The organism is Leptospira hartskeerlii, assembly GCF_002811475.1.
GTDB lineage: Bacteria > Spirochaetota > Leptospiria > Leptospirales > Leptospiraceae > Leptospira_B > Leptospira_B hartskeerlii.
Window position 1 is genome coordinate 146,295 of the sequence record NZ_NPDL01000001.1, and the last position, 26,286, is coordinate 172,580.

The 26,286-nt window shown below is 38.1% G+C and carries 18 protein-coding genes; 6 read left to right on the forward strand and 12 right to left on the reverse strand.

The window, feature by feature from the left end; all coding sequences use genetic code 11:
• Window positions 1-29: 29 nt before the first annotated feature.
• Window positions 30-194, reverse strand: coding sequence for a hypothetical protein (locus tag CH352_RS18965; protein WP_165780203.1), 165 nt, complete (start codon window positions 192-194; stop codon window positions 30-32).
• 148 nt (window positions 195-342) lie between these two features.
• On the opposite strand from CH352_RS18965, the gene CH352_RS00735 reads away from it, so the two are divergent.
• Entirely contained in the window at window positions 343-789 is a 447-nt protein-coding gene (locus CH352_RS00735) for a DoxX family protein (protein ID WP_100708136.1), read from the forward strand.
• 65 nt (window positions 790-854) lie between these two features.
• On the opposite strand, the gene CH352_RS00740 is transcribed toward CH352_RS00735, so the two are convergent.
• Entirely contained in the window at window positions 855-1,910 is a 1,056-nt protein-coding gene (locus CH352_RS00740; RefSeq protein ID WP_100708119.1) for a FecR family protein, read from the reverse strand.
• A 160-nt stretch (window positions 1,911-2,070) separates the two neighbouring features.
• Window positions 2,071-2,625, reverse strand: coding sequence for an RNA polymerase sigma factor (locus CH352_RS00745; protein WP_423789722.1), 555 nt, complete (start codon window positions 2,623-2,625; stop codon window positions 2,071-2,073).
• Window positions 2,626-2,765: 140 nt separating this feature from the next.
• On the opposite strand from CH352_RS00745, the gene CH352_RS00750 reads away from it, so the two are divergent.
• Window positions 2,766-3,569 (forward strand): LA_0442/LA_0875 N-terminal domain-containing protein, encoded by an 804-nt coding sequence (locus CH352_RS00750; protein ID WP_100708120.1) that lies wholly within the window; start codon window positions 2,766-2,768, stop codon window positions 3,567-3,569.
• A 113-nt stretch (window positions 3,570-3,682) separates the two neighbouring features.
• On the opposite strand, the gene CH352_RS00755 is transcribed toward CH352_RS00750, so the two are convergent.
• The 5 genes from CH352_RS00755 to CH352_RS00775 all read right to left on the reverse strand — a co-directional run bounded on the left by CH352_RS00755 (window position 3,683) and on the right by CH352_RS00775 (window position 11,162).
• Window positions 3,683-5,335 (reverse strand): hypothetical protein, encoded by a 1,653-nt coding sequence (locus CH352_RS00755; protein WP_100708121.1) that lies wholly within the window; start codon window positions 5,333-5,335, stop codon window positions 3,683-3,685.
• A 300-nt stretch (window positions 5,336-5,635) separates the two neighbouring features.
• Window positions 5,636-6,769 carry a hypothetical protein gene (locus tag CH352_RS00760; protein WP_100708122.1) on the reverse strand — a complete coding sequence of 378 codons (1,134 nt, stop codon included), beginning with the start codon at window positions 6,767-6,769 and terminating at the stop codon, window positions 5,636-5,638.
• A gap of 88 nt (window positions 6,770-6,857) precedes the next feature.
• Entirely contained in the window at window positions 6,858-7,874 is a 1,017-nt protein-coding gene (locus CH352_RS00765) for a DUF1554 domain-containing protein (protein WP_100708123.1), read from the reverse strand.
• A 67-nt stretch (window positions 7,875-7,941) separates the two neighbouring features.
• Window positions 7,942-8,997: a hypothetical protein gene (locus tag CH352_RS00770; protein WP_125169487.1), complete on the reverse strand. Its 1,056-nt coding sequence runs from the start codon at window positions 8,995-8,997 to the stop codon at window positions 7,942-7,944.
• 140 nt (window positions 8,998-9,137) lie between these two features.
• Window positions 9,138-11,162, reverse strand: coding sequence for a hypothetical protein (locus CH352_RS00775; RefSeq protein WP_100708125.1), 2,025 nt, complete (start codon window positions 11,160-11,162; stop codon window positions 9,138-9,140).
• 242 nt (window positions 11,163-11,404) lie between these two features.
• Between CH352_RS00775 and gpmI the strand changes: the two genes are divergently transcribed.
• Entirely contained in the window at window positions 11,405-13,045 is a 1,641-nt protein-coding gene (gene gpmI, locus CH352_RS00780; protein ID WP_100708126.1) for a 2,3-bisphosphoglycerate-independent phosphoglycerate mutase, read from the forward strand.
• A gap of 2 nt (window positions 13,046-13,047) precedes the next feature.
• On the opposite strand, the gene CH352_RS00785 is transcribed toward gpmI, so the two are convergent.
• Both CH352_RS00785 and CH352_RS00790 read right to left on the reverse strand, forming a co-directional pair.
• Complete coding sequence (locus CH352_RS00785) at window positions 13,048-14,586, reverse strand: Lcl C-terminal domain-containing protein (RefSeq protein WP_100708127.1); 1,539 nt, start codon at window positions 14,584-14,586, stop codon at window positions 13,048-13,050.
• Window positions 14,587-14,731: 145 nt separating this feature from the next.
• Window positions 14,732-15,190, reverse strand: a complete 459-nt coding sequence (locus tag CH352_RS00790; protein ID WP_244283355.1) for a TetR family transcriptional regulator C-terminal domain-containing protein — start codon at window positions 15,188-15,190, stop codon at window positions 14,732-14,734.
• On the opposite strand from CH352_RS00790, the gene CH352_RS19215 reads away from it, so the two are divergent.
• Genes CH352_RS19215 through CH352_RS00805 form a run of 3 tightly spaced genes read left to right on the forward strand, consistent with a single transcriptional unit; the run spans window position 15,177 to window position 17,918 of the window.
• The gene (locus CH352_RS19215) at window positions 15,177-16,931 is read left to right on the forward strand and encodes a transposase (RefSeq protein WP_100733499.1); all 1,755 of its coding nucleotides are present in this window, start codon (window positions 15,177-15,179) and stop codon (window positions 16,929-16,931) included. The two genes, CH352_RS00790 and CH352_RS19215, sit on opposite strands and share 14 nt — an antisense overlap.
• Complete coding sequence (locus CH352_RS00800) at window positions 16,931-17,227, forward strand: hypothetical protein (protein WP_100708296.1); 297 nt, start codon at window positions 16,931-16,933, stop codon at window positions 17,225-17,227. Before CH352_RS19215 ends, CH352_RS00800 begins: the two co-directional genes overlap by 1 nt.
• Window positions 17,196-17,918 carry a hypothetical protein gene (locus tag CH352_RS00805; RefSeq protein WP_100708295.1) on the forward strand — a complete coding sequence of 241 codons (723 nt, stop codon included), beginning with the start codon at window positions 17,196-17,198 and terminating at the stop codon, window positions 17,916-17,918. The genes CH352_RS00800 and CH352_RS00805 overlap by 32 nt, the downstream gene beginning before the upstream one ends.
• A gap of 225 nt (window positions 17,919-18,143) precedes the next feature.
• Here the strand turns inward: CH352_RS00805 and CH352_RS00810 are convergent, their stop codons facing one another.
• Both CH352_RS00810 and CH352_RS00815 read right to left on the reverse strand, forming a co-directional pair.
• The gene (locus CH352_RS00810; protein ID WP_100708294.1) at window positions 18,144-18,782 is read right to left on the reverse strand and encodes a hypothetical protein; all 639 of its coding nucleotides are present in this window, start codon (window positions 18,780-18,782) and stop codon (window positions 18,144-18,146) included.
• Between the two features lie 57 nt (window positions 18,783-18,839).
• Entirely contained in the window at window positions 18,840-26,009 is a 7,170-nt protein-coding gene (locus CH352_RS00815; RefSeq protein WP_100733500.1) for an RHS repeat-associated core domain-containing protein, read from the reverse strand.
• Window positions 26,010-26,286 lie beyond the last annotated feature (277 nt).

Here is a 26,286-nt window from a genome sequence, read left to right on the forward strand (position 1 = left end):
AGGGCTTTTGTGGGTTTTGAAAGTAGTGCTTACTTCTTATTCGCGAGTTCTTCTTTTCTCGCTTTAAGATGTTGTACGTACTTGCTCGTTTCCCCGTTCATCTTCTCGACTGCGTCTTTCAGAGCTTGATCAAGCTCCCCGGCGCTCATCTTGTTGATTTTTTTGTTCTTCTTTTCGGCTGTCTCTTCAGACATAGGTACCTTCCGTGCGTTCGTATTGCCAAAATTTACGGAAATACCCCTTTCGACAACCTATTTTGGTCTCTAAGCCTGTTGCGAAACCTGGAGAATGTAAATTAGAATGGAAATCTGTTCTGATTTGGGTTTAGGATGCAGATTCGGCATGTTATATAATTTATTTCAAACGAAAGAAGGTTTAGGGCCTGTATTTCTAAGATTGGGCCTTGCGATTTGTATCTTCCCTCATGGAGCCCAAAAGGCATTGGGTTGGTTCGAAGGTTCCGGGTTTTATACCGCCATGGATTATTTTACTGAGACACTTGGTGTTCCTTATGTCCTTGGAGTTTTAGTGATCGGTTTTGAATTCATTGGAACGATCTGTTTTATATTCGGATTTTTGACCAGGTTCTGGGCCTTGGGACTTGCGATCACTTTAACAGTCGCAGGTTTCACTCACAGAGATTACGGTTTTTTTATGAATTGGTTCGGAGACAAAGGCGGAGAAGGTTTCGAATACCATATTTTAGCAGTGTCTGCGGCGCTCTCCCTTTTATTCAGAGGAGCCGGGTCCTTCTCCTTTGATAAAAAATTAGGTGAATGGTCCGTTTAAGCAGACATAAAAAAACCCGGGATAAGTCCCGGGTTTACACTTTAGGAGCTATCTATTAATTTTTCTTAATAGATGATCTTTTCGACCGAATTCTCATCCAGGATATAAGATCCTTTCAGGGTTTGAACGATCAGCTTTCCTTTTTTCTGAGAAACCACTACACCTCTGATATCGCGGCCGTCTTTCATGATAATGTGTTCGATACTCTTATCGTAAAGTTCTTCCAGCTCTTGCTCGGTCTTAGCAGTCTTTAAGTTTTGAGTAGAAGCTAAAACCTCTTTGTCAAGACCGCTCAAGTTTTTGCGCATGTCGCCGTATTCAGGACCTTCTGCTTTAGCACGTTTTGTATCTTCGATCACTATGACTTTTTCGTCTGTGACAATGATCAATCCGCCGGTGATTAAAGCTTTTTCAGTCTTGTCATGGATCAAAGGAGTTACTTCGACAGCACCTTCGACAACAAAGACAGAAGATTCTTTATCAGAAGCATTAACTTCGAATGAAGTTCCTCGGACCGCAGCCACCACAGTAGGAGTATCTACGAAGTAGTTTGCGTTTTTCTTTTCCTTCTCGACTAAGTTCAGGATCTTACCTGACATTAAGGAAATCCTGATTTGAGAAGCGTCCGTTTGTCTTAAACTTTTGAGAACTAACTCAGAGTTTTCTTTTAGACGGATCACACTGGAATCAGTCAGACCGATATCGATCGATCCACCTTTGCCTGTTACGATCTTATCGCCTTCGCTAAGTATATCACCTAAATGTAATGCGACAGGAGCCTCTTTTACATTCTTCGCTTCGCCTTTAACGAATACGACTGCCGCTTTAAGCAGCGTGCCTTCGGCTACAGGGGCGGCTTCTTTTTTGAAAATAGTGAAATAAGTTCCGGCTCCAATCCCTACGAATAAGATTGCTGCCGCAGCTAAGAACCATACTTTATTTTTGGAGCCGCTCAGTTGAACTACATTGTCCTTAGTAGGAGATTGCATGATATTTGCCTCCACAGAGAAGCGAGGAGACATGCCGATCCATTTTGGATCGAAGTCCGGTGCCTTAGAATTCGGTAGAGACTTTTTGAGGAGCTCTGCGAATGTTTGGAATTCAGGGTTCATTCTTTCCATCCTCTTTACCGTATCCTTAGTTCCGGGCCTGTTGACATTGTCCTGCCCGCTCAGTTGGATCAACAAACTGAGCACTGGTACCTTGCTCATTTTTTTGAGTGGAGATGGCTTTTTTGACGAAATGAATCAATTGTTCGAAATACATATTTTGGCGAAAATCCTAGGATTTTAGAAAAGAAGAAGGTTGGATACCTCTCTTCTTTCCCTCTTGTAAAAGCTGCTTTTCTGCTCTTTCCAGAAGCCTGGAAACTCCGGATACGGATAAGTCCAATACGGAGGCTATCTCTTCCAATTTGCAGCCTTGAGAATAACGTAGCTCTATAGCGGTCTTTTGTTCTTCCGGTAAGGTGCTCAATAATTCGCTTATGATTTTTCCGAGATTTTGGGCTTCCATCTCGTCCAGGACCTGGCTCTCAGGACCTTGGCCTTTGGAGCCGAATAAAGAAGAAGTTTCCTCACCAACGAGAGCAACGTTCTTTTGATAATAGGACTTGCCGTGGTTGATCATTAGATTCCTGGAGATCCTAAATAAGATCATCCTCGAAACCTGCTCATCCGGTAATTCCTTGCCGGAATAATGTTTAAAGAAGTTCAAAAAAGTGTCTTGTAATAGGTCCAAGGCTGTGGATTCATCTTGGACAGAGCGCCGAATAAATGAAAACAAGTGGTCCTTGTTTTTATTGTATAGTTTTTCGAAAAACAAGGTTTCAGACACGGTAGAATAGAAATTTTTTTCTATTGGTCTTTTTTCAAGTAAATTCGGTTTTTTCTTGTAGAAAGCAATCCGTTTTAAAACGGTATAGGCAGACAATTTTAGTGTCTGTAATCCTAAATCAAAGGGATTTAAGATAGATTATGCCTTATCGTTGGCTTTTTGCAATTTGTTTCCTAACTGTTTCCCATTCCCTTTTTGGTTCTAGTCTAACCTTGAAAAACGGAAAGGTGCTGCAAGGGAAAGTGGTAAACCAAACCCGCTCGGAAGTTCAGATCGAAGTGGATGGAAAGGTCCTAACCATTCCAAAAACAGAGATTGCTGAATTGAATTTAAAAGATGCTCCAAAACAGGAAGTGAAAAAGGATCCTGTTAAACCTAAAGACGAACCGAAAAAGACCGAGGAAGAAGTAGCCGTCCAGAGATGGTACCAAAAGCCTCGCTGGGATTATTCACTCAGATCGGCAGTTGTTCCTGGTTGGGGAATTTGGAAGGCAGACAAAAAATACAGGGCTTCTGCGGCATTTGTAGCTACTTTAGGGGCGGTTTATTTGGCTGTTAAGGCGCAGAATGATTTTGGAGATGCTAAAGGCGCTTACGAGGAGAATGCAAGAAATTATTTCATATTTGCATTGAACGATCCTGTCCTTTCTTTACCTGCAAATACTACCCAACGTTTGATCGGAGCCTTCTTGGTGAATAAGGGTGCATTCAATCATTACCAAGGCCTTGCGGAAGAATCTAATAATTACCAATATTTGTTTGGGATTGCTTATGGATTACAGCTCTTCTATTCCTATTATTTAGGAGTAAAAGCGGAGCAAGGGGTCGCAGAAGGACCTAGCTCAGGTATTAGATTCAGCTTTGCTCCTTCCTACCAACCTATGACTGTTGGGGGGAATGGTTTAGGTTGGAATGGGGAACTCAAATACGAGATCCGTTACTAGAAGCTTATTGGAAATAAGTTATTTTAGTTCAAAAGATCACTTCTACCTAAAATAAAAAACTCGGATCCCAGTAAAAGTGGCCCGAGTTTTTTTATTTTTAAGAAGTTTATTGATTATTGAATTACTGTTACAGGATTTTGGATACCGCTTGCATCAGTAGGATAAATCTGTGAAGTTCCTCCGACAATATTGCCGCTAAAATCCGGATCGAATAGATAGATCGCGTCGTAAGATTCGTTTCCTACACTGATAAAGCAAGCGTTCGTTCTGCATGTAATGGAAGATCCCATGGTTTGGCTAGGGCTAGGACCGCCTCCACCAGCGCCTATTTCAGAATCAGAATAATCCGTTGCACTTCCTGCTGCTCCAGAAGAGATCGTAACAGGGAGATCGGAAACCTCGTTGTAAGTTCCTCCGACATCTGCACATACTGAGTCATAAGAAATTAAAAGATTTGTGATACTTGCTATTGCTGCTGAGGAAATCATGTATTGATCTCCTCCTCCTTCTGGGCCACATCCGTAAGGATTTATTTCGGTTCTCATAACAGCAGGAGTAGTTTGGAAATTTTTAGAATTTTTTAAAGTGGAACCACTGATATTTCCGGAACCGTCCGTATTTGTTTGGCTATAAAATAGCCAAACATTAGAACCTTGGGTCAGTATAGAAGGATAATCCAAAGGCAGAGAATCGGAGCCAGTTGTTGCAGTATAAGTTTTGACAGAAGTAGCAGTTCCGGTTGTAAAACTATAGATTGTCAATGAGTTATTGGTAAAATTACCGGTGCTTTGACGGAATACTGCATAATAAAGGCTACCATTCCAAATAACATCTGCATTATAAAAGTTTGTGACCGTTGAAGAAACAATGGTAGTCGCACTTCCAACAAGAGCACCGGTAGTAGAATTAATCCTTTGGTATTTTGTAGCTCTTGTAGAAGCGGCCTCAGTCCAAACCACTGCAAATTCTCCGCTTGGATTATAAGTGGCGGAAACTTTCCCGATAGTCACTCCAGTCCCAGTATAAATCGTAAAAGCTGTGCCAACTGCCGTAAGTCTTATATCGTAATATTGCCCTTTGATGGTCGTATCGGCAGATTTCCAAACAAGTAGATAATTTGTTCCGTTCCAAACCAGTTCCGGATCAACAGAGCTTGGTGATCCTCCAACCGTAAGCGAAAGATTCTGAGTTACTGAATATGGAGAAGCAGAATGATCTACTCCGAATAATTTTAGGACTGGAGTTCCGGAGCTTGTTTTCCATCCGGCAGCGATCGCTAATTGTCTTTCGCAAACAATTGTAGCAGTTCCGGTCGTACCTGCGGTTCCACTTGCATTTGTGGAGATACTACAAGACTGTCCTTGAGTGTAGGAATCTAGTGAGATCGAATAGGAATCCCCACTGGTAAGTTCTGTAGAAAAAGAAAAAGAACCATTTGCAGTTAATGCCAAAGTTTGCGTTGTACTGTCCGTTGAATCGGATAAAGTAAGACTTAAATCGTTGGAGGTAACATTTACATAACCGCTTAGAGAAACGTTTACTGGAGAAGTGGCAGCAGGAGAAGTTCCACCCGCATCTCCAAAATTACCGAATACACCAAAGTTACCGTCAGAGAGCAAGGCGCCTATGGCGGAAGAGCTTGCATCTATGCTGATCGCCTTGGCATTATTACAGCCTTGCACCAATAAGAATGAGAGTAGAAAACATCCGTGAATTAATAGGTAAAATCCATTTATGATCTTGTTTGAATTCAGGAATCTTTTCATTTGTATTCTCCATTTCGAAGAGGGGAAATTTGGATAGTTTTCCCCATAACAAAGGCAACAATCGGCTTTAAGCTGTTTGATTCTTTTTTTTCTGGGTGATAATTTTTTTACTAAAATGAATGGGAATAGTATATAAATCGTAGGTATGTTCGAAAATAGAAGGTCCCTTATTGAGGGACCCTTTATAGACTCTGTCAGATTGGCTCTATTCGTTTAATAAGCAATAGCGCTCGGAAAATAACCTAGTTTACAGAGGAAGAATGTAATTCTTCCTCTGTAAAACCTCTGGCACCATCCAGCTTATTGCCCTACGCAGACAATATTACGTTTCTGAGAACATAGAGTTGGGATCACCACTGCCGGATCAGTAGTCGTCATTTCTGCAATAGAGTTTCCATTTACTGCAGTAAGAAGTCCTTGGGTTCCGGTTGCTGTGGAAGAATACCAAGAAGAATAAGGTGCTCCTGAAGGAGCCAATCCTCCACATTGAGTTGTTGTAGGAGAACCGGCTGTCCAATCTATAGAACTGAAGCCTGTCCATATTCTGCCTGAAGTTCCGAGAGCATTCGCCCACTGATCCGCATTTGCAAATCCGATCGTAGTAGAAGAAATGAAACTATATGCTAACTTCTTACCACCCTGGCTATAATATTTAGTATAGGTGTTAAACACCCGATCAGCGGTACTGGTGTTTCTGAGGTTGCCGCTCGGACTATAACTTACCACTAGCATAGCTTTATAAGCAACGTCTTTATTAACTCCATCAGGAACATTTGAGTTACAAATATCATCCGCAACCTCTACCGGGCCTGCAAAAGTTGAATTATCGATTGCCTTTTTAGCAAAGTTTCCCGCGTAACCTGCTCCGTTATTCGTAGCTACAAAGATACATTTATCAATATCATTTACTTTGACTTTCAATGTTTGAGAAATTCCGGAATCTACATCTACTGCGACAAGATTATATACTGTGCTTAAACAATTCTCGTCTTGCGCTCCGTTGATATTCATGGTGGTCTTATAATCGAAGTTTGAGTTTTGAGGATTTGGGGCGAAACTTATAGTTAAATAACCTAGGGATGCGTCAGTATTCGGATCTAGATCCGTTCCGAAATAGATATTGTCATTAGGGTAAAATCTATATTGGATCGTGCTTCCGTCTGTAGGCGGGTTTTCAATACCGATTGTAATATCTGCTTCGCCATTTTCCTCTACAGAGAAAGTGGTTTCTCCTTCGTTATAATAACCAATTAAAGGATACGGGGGAAGGATGTTGAATAAATTCCAGAAAATAGAAGGATCGATTGTGATCGCACCGGCTAAGCTTGGCTTACTTCCATCTAAGGCAGTGGATTCCGCATTATTACACTTGGAAATCCATAAAGTAAGACATAATAGGATGAAAGCAGCCTTTAATGATTTAGAACCTTTCATATTCGCACCCGCCCGATCTCTCAGAGGAAAATACCCCTTAAAGTAAGAAAACAGCCAAGCAGGATAAAAATTGAACGATTTTTTTGGTTTAATTCGGGGAATAAACGCAAATAAACGGCAGCGCCAGAGGAGAATCACAACTGGAAAGCGTCATATAAGCCGCGTCTCCTGTAACTACACTCGAGGTACCTAAATTTCCGCTAGAAGAACTGCTCGCATTTGTCCAGCTTTCAGTGCCGTTGAGACAGGTATTATTGTCCATTCTTCCCCAACCCGAATGCATTCCAGTCCAATATTCTCCTGAATCAATCAATGGATTATCAAAGTCTGAACTTAAGGGCCAGGTCCCGCCGATGGAAAAGACTTTTACCCAAGTTCCATTCCCTTGTTTGCGAACGTATCTTTTATTGGCTCGGAAGAAGGAGGTAGAAGACAAAGTTTCTCCAGGATTTCTATCTCCATAGGTAGTGGAAAGAGCGCCAACCATTGCTTTATAATATGCAGAATTTCGAGGCAGACCTTTTGCACTCGCTAAGTTTTTACAATGATTGTCCATTGCTCCGAGCCCACCTAATTGAGCCAGGGTCTTGGCGGAAGATCCGAAAATACAATAATCTCCATCCTTTACGGTTACATCATATACGAAAGTATCTCCAGTAGAATCTTTCGTAATTCTGAAACTGAACTTGTCTCCTGAACGATCTAAACAATTATCATCGTCCGCATTTAACGCAAAACCGACAGAATGAGTCCCTGTGTTTGCAGGAAGAGTAAATGTATTATAACCCACGAAGCTAGGCGAGGACACGGTGGTATAACTTTCAATCTGCATCGTAAAGTTCTCGTCCACAGAGTTTTGTTCGGAAAATGTAAGATCTATATATGTATTCCCCGCATCGTACATTACGTTAGAGGAAAGTTGCGGAAGACCTTCCGGAACTATCTCTGTTCCGATAATACTTGGTAAAACAACATTCAAAAGAACGCCGGCAGCACTGCTGCTGCCGTCCAAATTGATCGGGTTTGCTTGATTGCAAAAAGAGAATAAGGAGAATAACGATACGATCGGGATAAATCTGAAAAGGATCTTTGGATTCGAATTCATAGTTCCTGGTCGGTTAATTTCTTTTTAAAGATCACAAATCAAATTGCGAGTTTTTGCTCACTTTTTCCTACTTCACTGTTTGGACGCAAATTAAATTTGCCGGGGTAGAGCAGTCCCCATTGATCCCGTAAATCGCACCAGAATTGGTAGTAGTTTGGCCTCTGCTACCAGAGACTCCAGGATCAGAATTTTCCCAACTTTTTCCGGTGTTAGAATCGCAGGTATTCGTATCCATATAATGCCAGTTGGATAACATACCGGTCCAGATCTGATAACCTATATCCGAGACTGAATTTGTGAAACTTCCTCCAGAAAAATCTTTGGGAGGAAGAGAGGTCCCTGTTCCAAAAACGGTTCTCCAGGTGCCTGAAAATTCCGCTTTGGAAACATATCTTCTACTTGGGCCGAAAGGAGTCCAACTCCAACCACTTGCCATACTTCTGATAGGAGAATGACTGGCGAGCATTGCCTTATAAGAAGCTGCGGTTCCAGGATATTCAGAAAATTTAAAATTCTTTTCTGTTGCACATTCGAGATCCGCCGCGCTGAGCCCGTCCGTAGCCTCCGAATATAATGCTTTAAAATTCCCATTATAACCGGGAGGGTTAGAAGCCGCAGGATCTTTTCTGGACCAGTTTCTTGCCACGAACATACAATAATCATCGTCCGTGGTTTTCAAAATGATCTCTTGGGTGATGGAGTCACTTTGTCTTACCGCCTGAACTTTGATCTCTTCTTCTAAACAGTCCTCGTCAGGTTCTCTTTCTATCGAAAGGATCTTAGTAGAAGTATTAGAAAAACTGATACTACTAGTTTGTAGAACGGCTGAAGAAGGTCCGCTAATGATAGAAAAATTGTAAATTACCGGATCTGATCCGTAAAACGCAGAAAGATTCAGGGAAATATCGCTTACGATACTTTCTCCAACGGTTTGAGTGGAATCATATTCTATTTCCATGGTTCCGGAACCTCCATTGGTTCCTGCTAAAATTTCGGAGAAGTTCAGATCCAATACCATTCCGATGGGTTTACTAGAATCCATAGAGATTTCTTTGGCTTGGTTGCATGCGAAAATGGAAAATGATAAAAATACAAATAAGGATTTGACGGAGATAAACTTCATTCTTTGGAAATAGCCTTCGGATAAAGCTACAAAACAGAATGCGAGTTTTTGCTCACTTTTTTAGAAAAAAATATCTAAACGTATCTGTTTAGATTTTAGATTTATGGACCGAACGGAGTTTGTTATTGAAAAAACATCCCTTAGGTTGTATCTACTTTTCTTAATTTATCAATTTCCTTTCGGAAAGATTCGTAAGGATCGTCGGAATCTGCTCTTCCTTTTTGAAGAGTTACTTTATCTGAAGAAGATTTATGAGAGGCAAACCAGTCGTCTACATGTTTGATCACTTTTGTTATCCTGCTCCTACTATCTTCTTCCTCGGCGGTCCTAACTTTGTTTTGTATAACTTCCATCCTTTCGGCTAAGATCCTGTGTAATTCTCTAGCCTTGTTTCTGAAGGATTCGTTTGCAGGATAACAAAGGATCTGGTCCATTCTTTCCTTTCCTTTTTCCCAAGGGATAAAAACGAACTTTTCGCGATCCAGAATTTGATAATATAGATCCGCGGGGAATTCTCCAATGTTTCCTTGGATCTCGGACGCAGTAGGTGGAACACTGCGTCTAAAATAAAATTCGTCCATTGCGGAAGAAATTTTGGACTTCTGTTCTGCAGAGCGAATTTTTTCTTCTTCTTTGATCTTTTCCTGGATCTTTACCTGTTCCTCTTTTTTAGAAGTTTCGTGATTTCTGATCTTGAGCTGGTTCTGCTGTCCTTTGATCTTTTCTTTTGCTTGGGCAAAGAATATATCTTGGAAGATCCTCCCGATTCCGAGAAGATCCAGAATGGTATAATACCATGGGAAATAATCTAAATAACCTTTTCTTAATACTTTTCCATAAGCCTTAACCAGATCTGGTTCTCTGAATATCGATTTGATTTGCGGCTCATTTGATTCTACAAGTTGTCTGATACAGAGAATTTTCCAAGTTTCGACGTTTGTGGCCGCTCCTAAACTTAGAATAATCTGTCTGACGCTATTTGCGTTTTTGTGAAAGAATGCATGAATGGTAGTGGTTTTAGTTTCCCAGGTGGAATAACCGATTTCCAAATCATCTATCAGCATTCGTTTTAATTCTTCCGGATAGGATTTAAATTCTTTATCCGGGGCTAAAAGGACCTTCTTTTCCCAAGAACCTGATTCGGAGAGAAGATTCCTTTTGATATCATGGAATCTGTTTCGATCTCTTTCAGCGGATTGTTTGTGAAGTTCTTTTTCTGCGAGTTCGGAAAGGCTACGAACTAAAACCACACTCAACATTCCTGGAGTTCCCGGGCTTAGAGTGCCGGGTAAGGCTCTTGCAAAAGCTTCGGCTCTTTCTGCCTTGAATTTTGTGGTCTCCGGGTTGGAAGTATTAGAATAATATAATTTTTCTTCCATGGCGATCTTTTGGAATTCATCAATCAGAACGTGGCGTAACTGTTTTGTTCCTTTAGATTGGATAAAATCATCCACATAATCCATGATCTCGACCGCTTCTTTGGAATTTTTGATCCCAAAAAGTCCATACCCCGGAACATCTATGACTCTTCCTTTTTTATGAAGATCGTCTTCTAATTCGAATAAAAAATCCTTAATGAACTCCGGATTTGCGGGAATTCTGAAATGTTCGTTCTGGAAAGTTTGTCTTAAATATAAAAATAACTGTGGGAAAGCTGCTTCCTTCCTCGCGCCCCATTCTAGATCCGATTCCAAATTTTCCCAAAGCAGGGTTTTACTTGTTTCTGCTTTTCTATCCAGATAATTCAAGAGAGAAGAAACGGAATAATCCAGAAGCTCTAAATAGATCCTACTCAAATCCAAAGATTCTGCTTCCGGAAAAGAAGCGTAACAAGGAAGTGCTTCCGGTTGTTTTTCGGCGCTGTCGCTGATTAAGTATGCAAGTTGGGAAACAGTGCCATCTTCTAATAGACGTTTTAAGTGAAGATCAATATCCTTTGGGCCTAACTCTCCGACTTCCGGAACTTTATGATGAGGTTCGAATAATTGTCTTTTTTTTACATTCTTAAAAGATGTCGCTGCAGAAATGGCTTTGTAGACAGAGTGAGTTATCTTGTCGTTCATATAGTAACTCACTACTTCGTTTAACTTCTTAACTCTTAAGAAGCTGGGAACGGCTACGTTGCCTGTATTTGGATCTAAGGGTTTGGGACCTTTTGCGTTCATCTTCGTCTATAAATAAGTAATATTAATAATTTAGCATATAGTTGCAGTGGGATATTCGCATGAATATGTGAGTATCCCTAAGAATATTCAAAACCATCATATAATGCATTCTAAACGCTTCCACCGAAAAACCTAAATCTTCCTTCTTTTTCTATAAAACCTGCATAAACCGAAGGACGTATGCCGAAGTCGTTATGTGAATCCTCTTGACGAAGCATAGGGACGGGCTTTCCTGGAATAGAATGCAACTGAAGAAAAAGAGTCCCTTCTCTCCCAAAAAGCTATTATTCGTAATTTTAGACGGCGTAGGTTATACTCCTAAAGGCCCCGAATTCGGGAACGCGATTGCAGGCGCCAATCTTCCTTTTCTCAATAAACTTTGGAAAGAATCCCCCACTATACTTTTAAAAGCACACGGAACTGCAGTTGGTATGCCTTCTGACGAGGACATGGGAAACTCCGAAGTAGGCCATAATGTATTGGGTTGCGGGCGTATTTTCGATCAAGGCGCTAAGCTAGTCAATAACTCTATCGCCAAAGGATTGTTATTCGAAGGAAAAGCTTGGAAAGAAATTGTAGAAAATACTAAAACAAAAAATTCCACATTACATTTGATCGGTCTTTTTTCCGACGGAAATGTTCACGCACATATCGATCACACAAAATCTTTGATCCAAGCAGCAATAGAGGAGAAGGTCCCAAGGATCAGATTACATGTTCTTCTAGACGGAAGGGACGTGCCCGAAAAGTCTGCTTTAGATTACTTGATCCCTTTTGAAGAATGGCTGACCACACTCAGGTCCAAAGGTGCTGATGTAAAGATTGCATCCGGCGGAGGAAGAATGACGATCACCATGGACCGTTACGAAGCGGATTGGTCCATGGTAGAAAGAGGTTGGAAGATCCATGTTCATGGAGAAGGTAGAACTTTTCCTGATGCGAAAACCGCCATCGAAACTTTTAGAAAAGAAGATCCGGCGGTAATCGATCAGTATCTTCCAAGTTTTGTTATAGAAGAATCCGGAAAGCCTGTCGGAAAAATTCTCAACGGAGACTCTGTAGTATTTACAAATTTCAGAGGGGACAGAGCGATTGAGATCTCGCAAGCATTCACTCAGAAAAAATTCGATAAATTCGATAGAGGGAATTTTCCAGAAGTATGTTATGCAGGAATGATGCAGTACGACGGGGATTTACAATTACCTGAGCGATTTTTAGTAAGTCCGCCTGCAATTGATCGTACCTTGGGTGAGTATATGGCCAAGTCGGGGATCAACCAATACGCGTTATCCGAAACGCAGAAATACGGACACGTAACATTCTTTTGGAATGGGAATCGTTCCGGAAAGTTCGATTCCAAGAGCGAAGAATATAAGGAAATTCCTTCCGACGTAATTCCATTCGACCAAACTCCTGAGATGAAAGCACAGGCAATCACTGCTGAACTTGAAAAGGTTTTAGGAGAAAATCATTCCGATTTCTATAGGATCAATTTTCCGAACGGAGATATGGTCGGTCATACAGGAAATTACAAAGCAACTGTTGAAGCCATGGAATTCCTGGATGGATGTATGAGCCGTCTCGCAGAAGCATGCAAAAAAAATAATGTGGTTCTGCTAGTGAGTGCAGACCACGGAAATGCTGATGAGATGTACCAGCTTGACAAAAAAGGAAATGTGGAGAAGGACAAAGAAGGAAAACCGGTCCCTAAAACTTCTCATACCTTAAATCCTGTTCCCTTCAGTGTTTTGGACCCTGAAAACAAGATTAAATTAAGAACAGATCTAAAAGACCCAGGACTTGCGAATGTTGCGGCTACGATCTTAGATATTATGGGATACGAAACCCCGGAAGGATATCATCCTAGTTTACTAGCAAAATAAGATCAGTCGCTTACACAATGAACTGCGTAGATTAGCCCTTTATCGAATTCATTTGCAATTCCGTACAAGAATACGACCGTTTTTGCATATTTTTCGAAAGGAGTTGTAGCATCCCCTCTGGTCGCGGTCCAAGTAGCGGTAGTGACCGGATTTGGAAATGCAGTTGTATTGATATAAGGAGCGCTACTTCCTTCCATCAAAGTGGACAATTCTTGGACTGTAGGCAGTCTCCAGTTTTCTCTATCTGCGTATCCAATTCCTGCCCCATTGGAGCTATTCAAGTAAGCGCAGCCGTCTAACGCGTTTGCCCAGGTCATTTCGTTTGGTGTTCCAGTACAGCCAACTCCTGTTCTTCCTTCCCAACAAGTTTTCCAAACAAGTCCGGTAGAAGTATCTGTAGTTGTAATATCGGAAGTATATGTTCCGTGAGCAGTAGGACCAGTATAGGTTTGACCACCTGCGATAGTTGTCCCGCTTGTTGTAGTAAATGTCGACTGATGACTAATAGCATTGCCCGCTTCGTCTTTCAGAGAACTTGCAGGAATGGTCCAACGAATTTGGGAATCTGCAGGAAAATAAGTCCAACTAACAGTGATGACCAGAGTTTGAGAATCCTGCCAATCGAATAATGTATTGGTGTTCGGAGAGGACACCCATGAAGTTCCATTATAAATTTCTAATGTCATATTCATGGTTAGGCTGGTGTTCATTGGCTCGGCAAAATTCATAGTAAGAGATCCGGGCAAAAGGTTGATCCCTGTGCTGCCGTTGTTTGGAGTAAATGCGGAAACTGTAGGGCTAACAGTATCAACTGTAATATCAGCATTATCAACGGAGGACACATTCCCCGCCTTATCTCTTGCTACATACTTAAATGAAGTGGTAGAATTTGCGGTAACATTGATAGGGATAGAGTACTGAGTTCCTACATTTATAGTTCCAGTTGTTCCATCAATATCCGGAGTAGAAGTGTCCGTAACATAAGAGATCTTATCGCAGCCAGCACCACCAGTATCCGAACAAATAATAGAAACATTTTGAGAAGAATTATAAGCGCCGGCTACAGGATTTGTGCTTACAGTAGGATACGTATCATCCCGAACGATCTTGAAAATTCCGGATCCGGTTACATCTTCTGTCGGATCAGTAACACAAACTCTGATATAGCTTGCACCCAAAGGAAGAAGGCTCGCGTTGATAGTAGTCACATTGTCCGTGTTTGCGGTCGCAGTTCCTATGGTTAAACTTGTTCCACTTGTACAAGAACTGGCATCGATTCGAACGTCATAAGGTCCGTCGGTATCCGATTTCCAAGTAAGATCAGAAGAAACAACTGCTCCTGGATTATTGCTTACGAATTTTGCGCTAAGGTTTCCGCTGATTGCAGGTCCTGGAAGACAAACATCTAATTCTCCCAAAATGCAACGGACAAAGGTGGTTTCCCACCAGGCATCCGAAAATGGGATAGCCGGGTTATGCACTTCTATTGGTTTGCATAAGATTCCGAATCCGACTAAAAATATTAGAAAGCGAGTCCGCATATTGTTGTCTTTGTTGAGTGCTTAATAAGAAAAGGACGATTTTATCCTTAGTTCTATTTCCACCCAGTAAATAAGTTTTTAACTCTTATTTTACTATCTTATCGGGGATAAACCTCCGACAAAAAAACTCATCCCATCCCAGGATTCAGGCTTTTTTTATATGTTTTTCTTTCTTTTTAGGAGCGGGAAATTGGCGAACTTTCGAAAACCCTTCCCATAACATTTCTGCAGATTGTTCCAAAAGAGAAGGGTCTATGTTATTTTCGTGAATCCTATGGAAGCGTAAGATCCCGGTAAAAGAACCCAAGATGAGAGAAGGATAAAGTAGTCTTAGATTTTGATCATTCTGAGTGGGAGCAAAGTATTCTGAAATTTTTTGTTTTAAAACAGCAGCTTCTTTTGTGCTTTCTTCATCTAGTATATAGGAAGATAGATTTCTTTCTATCATGATCAATTGGTCGAATTTACCTTGAGAGAATAATCCAAGTCCTTTCCAAAAATCAAAAAACTGTTCTTTCGGAGATAAGTTCTTAAAGAGAGATCTATCTAAAAACTCTGAAAATTCTTGGACGGAGATCCGATCTCTAAGGTTGAATCCTAACAAACCTTCAAAATATTTAACTTTAGTAACTGAAGAGAGTAGGGTAGAAGGTAAAAAGAATACAGAGCGCAATCCTAAGAATTTAAGAAAACATCTCTCCTCTATTAGACTGTCTAGAAAGCTTCAATCAGGTATTGACACAGACTTCTATGAAAAAATAACTAAAAAGTTCTTAGATGATTTCTATCCAAAGAAATGTAATAACCCTTCTTGCGAAGAAAGAATATTAGATAAAGAAATCTCTACTAGACCAGATATAATTCGCTGTAGTAAATGCCACCGACAACAGTCTCGTCTTAGTTATACACCTTTAATGGGATTGAAACTACCTCTATATATGTTCGGAGTAGTATTCCATGAATCTTTTTTACAGTTTCCTAAAGTTATTACAGCTACAGAGATTTCTAAAAGACTTGGAATAGAATATAAGAGTGCATTAAAACTAAAGAGAAGATTCCAGTTATTCTGTTCTGATCATTTACCAAAATATAAAGTTCTTACTTATAGAGCTTTAGAAGAGGAATACAAGGGTTTTAAACTTAATCCTGATACAGAAACAGATGTAGCTCCTAAAATGGGCTTAAAACCCTATGTATCGGCTGATGCTTGCGTTTTATACAGTGCTAGTCAGAGAGCTAATAAAGGTAGATCTAGATACAGATATGGTGGATTAACTAGTTCTATATTTCTTAGTCCTAAGCTTGGTGGTAAGCAAGTCGGAACATTGGTTCATGGTATTTGTATACAAAATGGTCCAGCTTTCTTTGAGAGTGTTTCAGATACTAAAGCTAATACAATAGGACCACTGTTAGTAGAACAAATTCCTTATAGTGTACCGCTTTTTACAGATTCTGGTTATCCTTGGCTTTATAATATTTATAAGAATCATAGATCTGTAAACCACTCAGCAAAAAGTAGTGAAGCGAGATACAAACTAGCTAGGAATCGATTCTGTAAACTATCAGTTCATAATCAGGTAATCGAAGGAAGTTTTAGATTATTAAAGTCATCCTTTAGTAGTTACTGTTATATAAAACCTGAATATAGTAAGTTATACTTGGATGAATTTAGTTTTATTAAGACTTCTAAGTTTTTTGGATTAGATTGTATTACTGAGAGGTGTTTCGGATCTCAATTTTCCTGGGAGGGACGATCTACCGGAGCAAGGGAAGCGACGGTGGTGAGGATAGGACAGGAAAAATATCCCCATAGAAGAAGCTCCAAAGAGACTAAAAAATGGCTAATCCAAGCTATCAAAGATAGGAAATACCAGGAGCCTGAAAGAGAAGAAAGATTAAGGAGAAATAAAGAACAAAATAAATATGATCTTAATAGTGCTGAAGCGATAAGTCGAAGCAGAAAAGCTTTAGCAGGAGAAATGAAGCGTTTTAATGATTTTTGGTCAGATAGTCAAAAATCTAAACACAAAAGAAAGAGAGAGATTAAATATGAAAATCTTTCATTCAAAATATGGAACTCTATCCAGTATTATAAGGAATCTTCGGAAGAAAACCCTACAGTGCAATTTATTGCAGATAAGTTTAAGTTAGATAAAAGAACTCTCATGATCATCTTAAGAAAATGGCTTAAGTATGGTTTAATTCAAAAGAGAAAGCTCTTCAATAAAGAATCTCATGACAAGAGAGTTGATTTTAGTATAGTTCTGAAATCAGATTCATTACCTCATTTATTATACACTCAGCTTCCTAAGAATAAGAAAATCTTTAGGAGGATGGATCAGTAATGGAAACTGAAAATTATAAATTTGATCCTCCAGAATTTTATAAGAAACTCGGTGCTCAAGATGAGATTTGTTATTTAACTGGAAGAGAGTTAAGTCCGGATAATGCGAGAGCGGAGCATTTGAAACCTTTGCGATTAGGGGGAAGACATGAATATCAAAATATTTGTATTGTATTAGGACCTCTTTCTAAACTGAAGAGATACCACACTGAAAAGGAAATTGTGGAAATAGCATTCGATATTGTAAAACATAAAGGTAAGGAATATGGATTCGCGGCAAGAAGAAAGACTTCGTAAGAAATTCCCACATCAATTCGCTGGACAAATAGCGAATAATTTGGAATTAAAATATGCAAATTATCTAAAGGAAAAAGATAAACCACCTGAATTCTATACTTGGAGTAAATGCGCTCAAAAGTCAGTGGCGAATTTAAATACTTATTTGCGACAATATTTACTACCGAAAGCGAAAGATCCACTGCACGAAAAATGGAATGTTTGTGCAAGGGTGAGCACAAATAGATTAAACGCTTTTTACAGGAAACCACGGGAGAAGATCAGTTTAGAATGGCAGCTACAAGAATTTAACAGTTATGCGAGCTTACCCCCTGATACATTAAAATATGAATATCGATATAAATTTTCTGCAAAAATCGAAACTTACAAACTTAATAATTTAAAAGGGACTGCTGAGGATGTTGGAAGAAACATTGAGAATTATGATTGGAATTATAGTGCTAGGAGGAATTGTATCAACTTGAATTCTTTCAGTAAAAAGAGTGTAGATCCGCGTGAATTTAAATGGAAGAGGGCTTATGTTATGAATGAGAAAGAATTATTTGGTTTTAAAAATCCAGAATGGGATGAAAAGGTAATTAGTATATGTGCTAATTTAAATAGAATAGCTTCCGAATTTAATAGTCTTGAGACTATTTCGGAAAATGGAAATAAATCGCTCAATCTTGAAATGGGTGAAGAAGAAGATTGACAAATCTCTTTTAGAGTAAATAGAAATAGTTTTTAAATTAATATCATTCTTTGCAAACGACAACTAAAAATTATAACTAAGCCATTCATTAATGGTGAATAGTCAGTTAATGAAAATTGCAAAATTGTTATTATTATTTAATGAAAAAAAATAAGATTAATAGGTATTAATAATTTCATATCTTATAAATGGAAAGATTAGGATTACTAATCACCTACCAACTTATTATAATATTTTCGTTTTGATAGGTTTGCTGCTGCAATCAGCTTTGAGTTTCTGGCTTGCCGAAGATAATAAAGACTCTAAAGATGAATTAATAATTTCCTTTTGCTTTACTTCAACTTTATCTCCCCAGAAATTTAATCCAAATATTGAGAATGATGCAGACCATTTTGCTTCGATGGTTTGACTGAATAGCACTTTCTTTCTTTCAACTATTTCCAAAGAAACTTTTGACTCGCGATCTATAGTTATCGGTATTATTCCACTGGTTATTATGCCAATGAATCTGAAGAACGTATTTGAACTATCCGATATTTCAGAGTATTTAAAAACGGCAGTCGAATCATACAGGTCATCGGTTCTGAAATGATTTGTAATGAAATCTTTGAATTCTGTTTTTAAACCGGCTTCATTAAAGTTATCTTGAAAACCAAACCTTTCTGAATTACTATCATCTGGATCTTTTTTTTCGTGATGAATTTTTATAATTACGGATGCAACAGGTAAGCATTTCGAAGGATTGATATTTGTGACGATCAAATTATTGTATTCCAATCCACTTGCTCGAACACAATTTATGTTTGTCGAAAACCAAATCACTACTATAATTAATTTGATAAAAATAACTTTAGCTAAATTCATTTATATTATTCCTATATTAGATCGCATCTAAGCAACTTTTCAGAGAATACCAATTTATCATATACCATCAAAACAAGCTTCTCTATAATAATTAATCATTGTTGGAGACTGATTTACATTTGAAGGTAATGTACCTTTTTGCGATTCGAATAAATAGTAACAATACATTGGAACACGCTCATGTCTTGGATTAAAATATTGATTTCCAACTGTACGAATGGCATTACCAAAACTTGCGCCTCTTGAAGCCCATGTGAGAATACCTACTTCTGGAAAGACAAATATTCCAACAGCTAAAATTGCTATATCCAGAATTCCAGATACTAAATCATATGCTTTACGTTGTCTTGAAATATGATTAGCATCAATCGCATCACCAATAATATACCCTTCAATTGCTCCTTCAATTGTTCCAGTTATCATATAACCTAAAAAAGCCATTTTAGTTGATTCACGCATTCCTCTAACACGGTTCGGATTGTGAATCAAGAAAGCTCTACTCAATCCACTACCTATGCGATCACCGAATATTCTGCGTATAGAGCTTCCGAATTTTCCGCTTTCGCTACCTTTTCGACCTTTTCCACCACCATCCCAAAGGTTCCTTAATCCATGGTCGACTCTTCTAAAATGTTCTCTCCAGCTATGATCTACACTACGAAAAACTTTTCGATAAGAATGATCTATAGCTTGAAAAACGGGTCTCCACATATGGTCAACAGATCTTGCTGCATTACGCAAAATCTTATTAAACATATGTATCGCTTGGCTCAAATTGAGGTGACCATCGGGATCTATGTTTCCAACAGGATTTCCGCTCACATACATATAGCGATTTAATCCATTTATGCCTTGATCAGTTCTATCGTCTGCTTGAGCAAATCTTCCTAAAAATGCATCATAATAACGCGATTTATAGTAATATAATCCAGTTTCTGAATCAGAAATTTGTCCTGTAAACTTGTAACGAAAAATATCTGGTCCAGTTGAAGTAGCATAATTAACTTCACCATAAGGCTTATAACTAATAAAGCTTACTCCAGATTGTCCAGGCCCGGCCACCTGGTTTCCATAACCATCAGTAAGCATAATAGTTGAACCTAAATGATCTGTTTGATAGAAATATGCTCCTAATATTGGCATTCCATCCGTACTTGTCGGGCTACTTACTCCCGTAGAGTTAGATGTTATAAAATTTACATCTGGGTTGGTTGACGTAGACGGTAATAGAAACCATGGTGCGTTTCTTCTTCTTTCACTCAGAATTCCGTTACAATCTTCTAAAATAAATACACTAAAAATAGAAATTAATAGTATTGGACTTCCTAACCCAATAAATTTCATTCTTTCCAGTATTTCATTTCCCTTGAGTAAATATGGATATAGTAAATATAAAAATCCTATTATAAATACTATATATATAACTCTGGTGTAAATAGTAGGAATTCCTTTCTGAAAATAATCGGAATATGTAAAGAATCCTTTGATTGGAGAATATAACCTATTCTTTAGATAAGTTCCACAGTCGATTGTAGTAGCCGAACATAAATTGAGATTATCAAACCATTTACTTGAGCTTTCAGCGATTAATGTGTCGGTGTTTTCTGATATAAGAACTGCATCTTCTCTTGTAATTTGAGTCAGCATCTCTCCTTGAGATCCTTTTATATAAACCGTATGCTTAGAAGATACTCCGGGTGCATTTGTTATTTCATATAAATCATCAATATAATAAGTGAAAGTATTCGTTGTTTGATTAAATGCTCGAACCCGATTCCCTGCATAATTGTATGTATAATCGATCTCTCCACCGTTACCAAAAATCACGGCAGACATTTTTCCAGACGCATTATATGAAAGGATATCTCCATTCCTGGAAATCATATTGCCAGAAGCGTCATACGCGTATGTCAAACTTCCTGAATTCTGATTATTAGCAATTGTAACTGCATTAACATGAGATGCATCACCATAAGTAAAAGTGTAGTCACCTTTTTGTATCAGATTTCCATCATCCCCATAAACATAACCTTCCGATCCGTAACTTCCTACCGCAATCGCAATCCTATCAAATATATCATATGTGTATGTTTGGCTGTTCGCTGGCTTATAATTATCCGTTATCGAAGTGATATTGCCCGAACCGTCATAGACATAGCTTAAGTTTGAAAGAGTAGAGCCATCTCCTTTTTTCGAAGTTAGTTGGGATGTCCTGAAATTAATAGTATTAATAAAAGTATCTGTAACTATTCCATTTCCAGCTGTTTTTCTAAAAACTGGATTACCATCGATAAAGATTGGACCTTCATAATTCGCAACAATTTCTCCAGAACTAGTGCCATCTGCTGAATCCATTGTAACTTCCTGTAAATTACCGTTTATTGAATAAGATTGGTAAACTTTGGTTCCGTCAGGATATGTTAAACTAACTCCTCTACCAAGAGAATCATACTCTGCTTCAAAAATTAAAGTTAGTCCATCTATTATTTTTTTTTGTAAAGTCGGTTTTCCTTGAATATTATATGAAAATTCTGTCGTTCCTGAAGCATCGATAATTTTCGTTACATTTCCTAGTGAATAGGGAATAGAAGTATCATCGTAGGTATAAATTGTAACTGCTTCCCCTCCACTTGGAGTAGTCGTTAATATCCTTCCAATGGCATCATAACTGAAACTTAGGTTTTTGCCTCGTGCATCAGTTTGCTGAATAACTCTTCCAAGAATATCATACGTAAATGAGACCGTTCCCGTATTTTGATCTGATATACTTGTTCTCTTACCGGCGATATTATAAGTAGTAGTTGTCGTTCTACCTGCGGGATCTGTAATTGTAGCTGGTTGTCCATTTGGAGCATATGTTGTTGAAATTGATTTCCCATTTTGTGACTTAGAAATCACTTGTCCAAGTTCATTCTTAGTTTCTATTAAGTTCTTTGAATTTCCGTCTGGATAATCGATGTGTGTGGTAGTCGCAAGTCCGGAATAAGAAATTGAAGAGATAATATTTCCACCTACATCGGGGCTAATATTTCCAGTTGGTCTAAAATCTGCATCTTCATACTTATATGTAATCCAAACGGGATTTGAATTACTAAAATATGGTTTTGTTTTTTGCAAAATGACCCCTTTCGTATAATCGTAAATTGAATCTTCGATCAGACTTATTCCGCTTGTAGCTGTATCCGAAACTGATCTAATTACCTGCTCTAATGGATCTGTGTATTGAGTTGCACTAGTTTCAATTCCGCTTATATTATCTCGAATGACTTTAGTCAGCGATTCATTATTAGAAAGATTTATTAGATCATATTTACCCGTATTTCCATATTCATATGATTCATTCCAAACTGTATTTCCAGGATACGTTATAGTGAGTAATCTTCCGAATACATCGTAAGTTTTTGAAGTCACTCCTCCATTTGGATCTGTTTTCGAAATTTCTAAACCGAGCGTTGAATCGTATTGGGCGGAAGTTATATGACCTAGTGGATTAACAGTTTGTACCGGATATGCATGAATAGTATTATCATAACTTATCGAAGTAGTAAATCCAAGGGTATTTGTAATTGTAATCGGATTACCATAGGTATCATATGTGAAGGAAGAAATCTGTTCCACATTCGTTCCAGGAAATTGGGTCAGTGTCTCTAATAAGTTACCATTATATGAAAATAATTGATCCTGAACTAAACCCCCATCAACTAACTTTCTATTCCTAATCGTCCGTCCGAATATCCAGTTAGTCGTATCATTCGAATATGAGTTAGTTGTTACAATAGAATGGCTACCAGCATTTTCAGAGTCTATTAATGCAAAACCATAAGAATCATAACTTATGGTTTCATTCGTGGTTAGCTCTAAAACTCCATTATGAAATGAGTTTTTAGAAATATTTGTCGGGACAGCGATTTCTGTTCCGAACGGATTTGGAAACTGAAAACCGCTTTGAATTGTCTCATTAATTAAATTTCCGGAAGAATTATACATTCGTTCCGTACTTACAACACCTGCTAATCTATAATCGTTCTGAAAATATTCTGTTATGGTATAAAAATTCGTATCGGAATCTTTTTCCGTAAAATTAGAAAATCCAAGACCTCTTGCTTTCTCTTGCACACCGTTATAAAGCCTTGCATTTGAATATGAATAGGCTTCAGTCTTCGAAATTCCACTTCCCATTTCAGTATGTAGACTAGTAACTAAAAAACCGTTAGAAGTATCAGGTAAATTCGGATAGTCTCCACTACCGGGTAGTATTGCTCCGGGATGTAGTTGTTTCGTAGTATATCCTACGGTAGAAGTTTGAGTACCATTTGTGACAGAAAGTAAATCGTCTTCATTCGAAGCTTTAGGATTTGTACTTCTTACAAAAACATGTCCTTGTGTTTTATCCTGCCAAAGCTTGATAAGTAATGCATCTTTTGACCCGTCGCCATTAATATCTTGTATGATAAATTGGCCTTGGTCTGCTTTATAAACACCACCGCTTGTCTGCTCGTTCAAGTCAAACTGACCAAAACCAAAGTTGGAATTATAGGTTAAAGATCCAGCTCCGTTTGAGATATAACTTTCAACATTTTTATTTTCTTTATTATAAAGAACTAAATCGTCCAATCCATCTGAATTTACGTCTGAAAAATTAAACTGAGTCGTTTTTGAAACATCAGTTGCATTTAATACACTTGAAACCTGAGCTGAAAAGCCGTGATTTGTATTTAAAGAAACTTTGATTTGATTTCCTACAATCGTAATGAAGTCAGGTAGACCATCTGAGTTTACATCGCCAAAAAAGCTTCGCAAACGATCTGCACTTGTTCCCAAATCATATTGGGTTACAGTAGCGGTTTGGGAAGCAAGATCAAAAGAAGTAACATCCAATCTAAAACGTATAGTCCCATTTGTACTGGCATTTAATGAGTTTAATTGGTTTTGAAGACTAGTGATAGATGTATTTACAGGACCAATCGTACTTGCAAAAACTAATTGTAGGTCATTTAAAAGCGTATTTGTAGAAGGGATCGGAGTACCAGTTTTCGCCGATTGTAATTGAGTGATATCTATATAATTCGGGTCGGTTTGAATACAATTGACGTTCGCCCCTGAACTATTAGGCACAGAAATTACTACTCCTCCCGAGCCTGAATTTGCGATATAGTAACTACAACCTTTCAAATAATAATCGATCAAAGAATTAAAATCGGAATTAGAAACACTATTAGCACCAGCTGATAGAATAGAATTTAGAATATCTTCTTTTGTGTGAAAATCATTTGTTAATGTCTCAGCTTGCTCATTTGCTACTTGAAGTTGATTGCTAACGTTTGTGTATTGCGGATTTTGGCTATACTGAACTAAACGTACATGTTCAGCTTTTCCATCTGAATCTAAATCTATGAATTCATTTATAAAATAATTGGAAGTTCCTGTAACTTGTATCGCATTTGAAAAACTTCCCTTCTGGTTCAAGTAAATATTGAACTTTGTTCCATCATAATGAATGAAATCCGCAAGATTATCCGAGTTCATATCTGCGAACCAATCAATCTGAGCTTTGTCTGCGATCATTCGTTTCGGATTCAAACTCGAATTTTCATAATAATATGAATATGGTCTGAAAGCCTGCATATTCTGACTTGCGACAGGTAAGGCTACATTCGAAAAACTTACTGGATTACTAAAACTATTCGATTGAGAGTATATAACGCTTAGCTTACCTCCGCTTTCGAAAGCGAAATCAGTTCTCCCGTCTCCGTCTAAATCTGCCGTTTGAAAAAAGGTATTATAATGAAGAGGAAGTACGGGACTTAAAAAACTACCGTTTGGATCAATAGTTCCATTTTGAACTTTCCATGCTCTCAAACGAATACTATTCGAACTCTCAGTTCCGACTATACTTACGAAATCAAGAATGCCATTTCCATCCAAATCCATTGGAGTCCAAGAGGTAAGGCCAGATGTAATACCGGACGCACAATAATTTGGGCCGCCCCAATTATTATAATCTAAACATAGGGAAGCTAATATTGCAAAAAAGTTTGGATTACCTCCCCAACAAGGAGCATATGCTGCGCATAGGCAAGCAGAGGCACCATTATTACATGCATCCCGATCTGGTACAGGATATTTCATTGAATATTGCAAGTAAGTTGCTAATCTTTTTTCAGTTGCTGTAGGCTGAGTAGGTAAAGGATTTCCGAAATAAAGATTCGCATACATCAGTAAGGCACTTGGAACAAACAAATTTACTGTAGAGGTCGGTGTGTTTAAATTTGTATCTACTAAGGGTTCAGTTAATAAAAACCCATTACTACCATAAGTAAAATTCAGATCATTGTAACTTTCTGACCCGAAAATATTTGACTCACTTCTTTTTAAAGAAGAAAGGATTTGTCTTCCAGTAGTAGGACTACTTGAATATTCTAATTCATAATTTCTAAGTAAGTTTCCGTCAGTATAGATCTCGATTTCCTCTAATCTTTTAGTGGTTTTTACAAAAGATCCGAAAATATATGAAGGAGATGTATCGGTCCGATTATCGGTATATTCGAATTTTATACTACGATTCTGATAGATAATTTCATTCGTATAAAATTCTCCACTAATTGAATCCTCAATGTAAGAAATATCATATCCGTTTCCAAATACATCTCTTACTTGGTTTAAAGCCCAAGTTCGAACTGCACCATTCTTTCCAAGAGCTTCGATTCTTGAGTCGTTCGTTTTTCCATAACTGTAGATTGTTCCATCCCTATCTGTAGCTGCCCAAGAGCATGGTCCTCCGCCACATACTCCACTTGGAACAAATTTAATAAATGATTCTTTTCGACTCTGGTATTTCGTTTTATTCCCAGATACATCCAACAACGGTCCTACTTGATCTGATACGTATTTATCATTAGAATCAAAGTTAATTCCAAAACTCGAATCTCTTGAAATGGAATAAATTCCGGAAAGACTCCAGCCCATTCCCAAAATTCCATTTCTTCCACCTGAAGAATAAATAAGAGATAAACTCGGAATAATCCCTTTTGTACCAGGAGGGATTATAATATTTATATCGGATGTTAAATTACCAGTTGGCGAAGCAACAAGCTGAGGCAATTCCTGTGGAACCAAAGTACCAGTAAGATTTAAGAAAAACGATTTGATGGAAAAACCGCTAAATGTGATCAATAAGAGTAAAGGGAGGAAAATTAAAACAGTGACTTTTCTGAATTTTTCTTTCATATTTTTCTCAAAAATTATCCAGACCTATGAATTCATGGGTCTATTTATAATTTATATATGAAAAATATAGTAAAACTGAGTCAATGGATTTCAAAATAAAAAGAAAAAAAAGTAAACGTTATTAGTTTTTATATTAGTTCGACAAAAATCAAACTCACTCTTCCTTAGAATAAGGTCTGGAAAATATTTATTATTTAAAAAGATTTGAGAACAATTTGCTCGTTATACAAATAAGATATAAAACGTAAACATATGTTAAAGAATTATTAAGTAATAA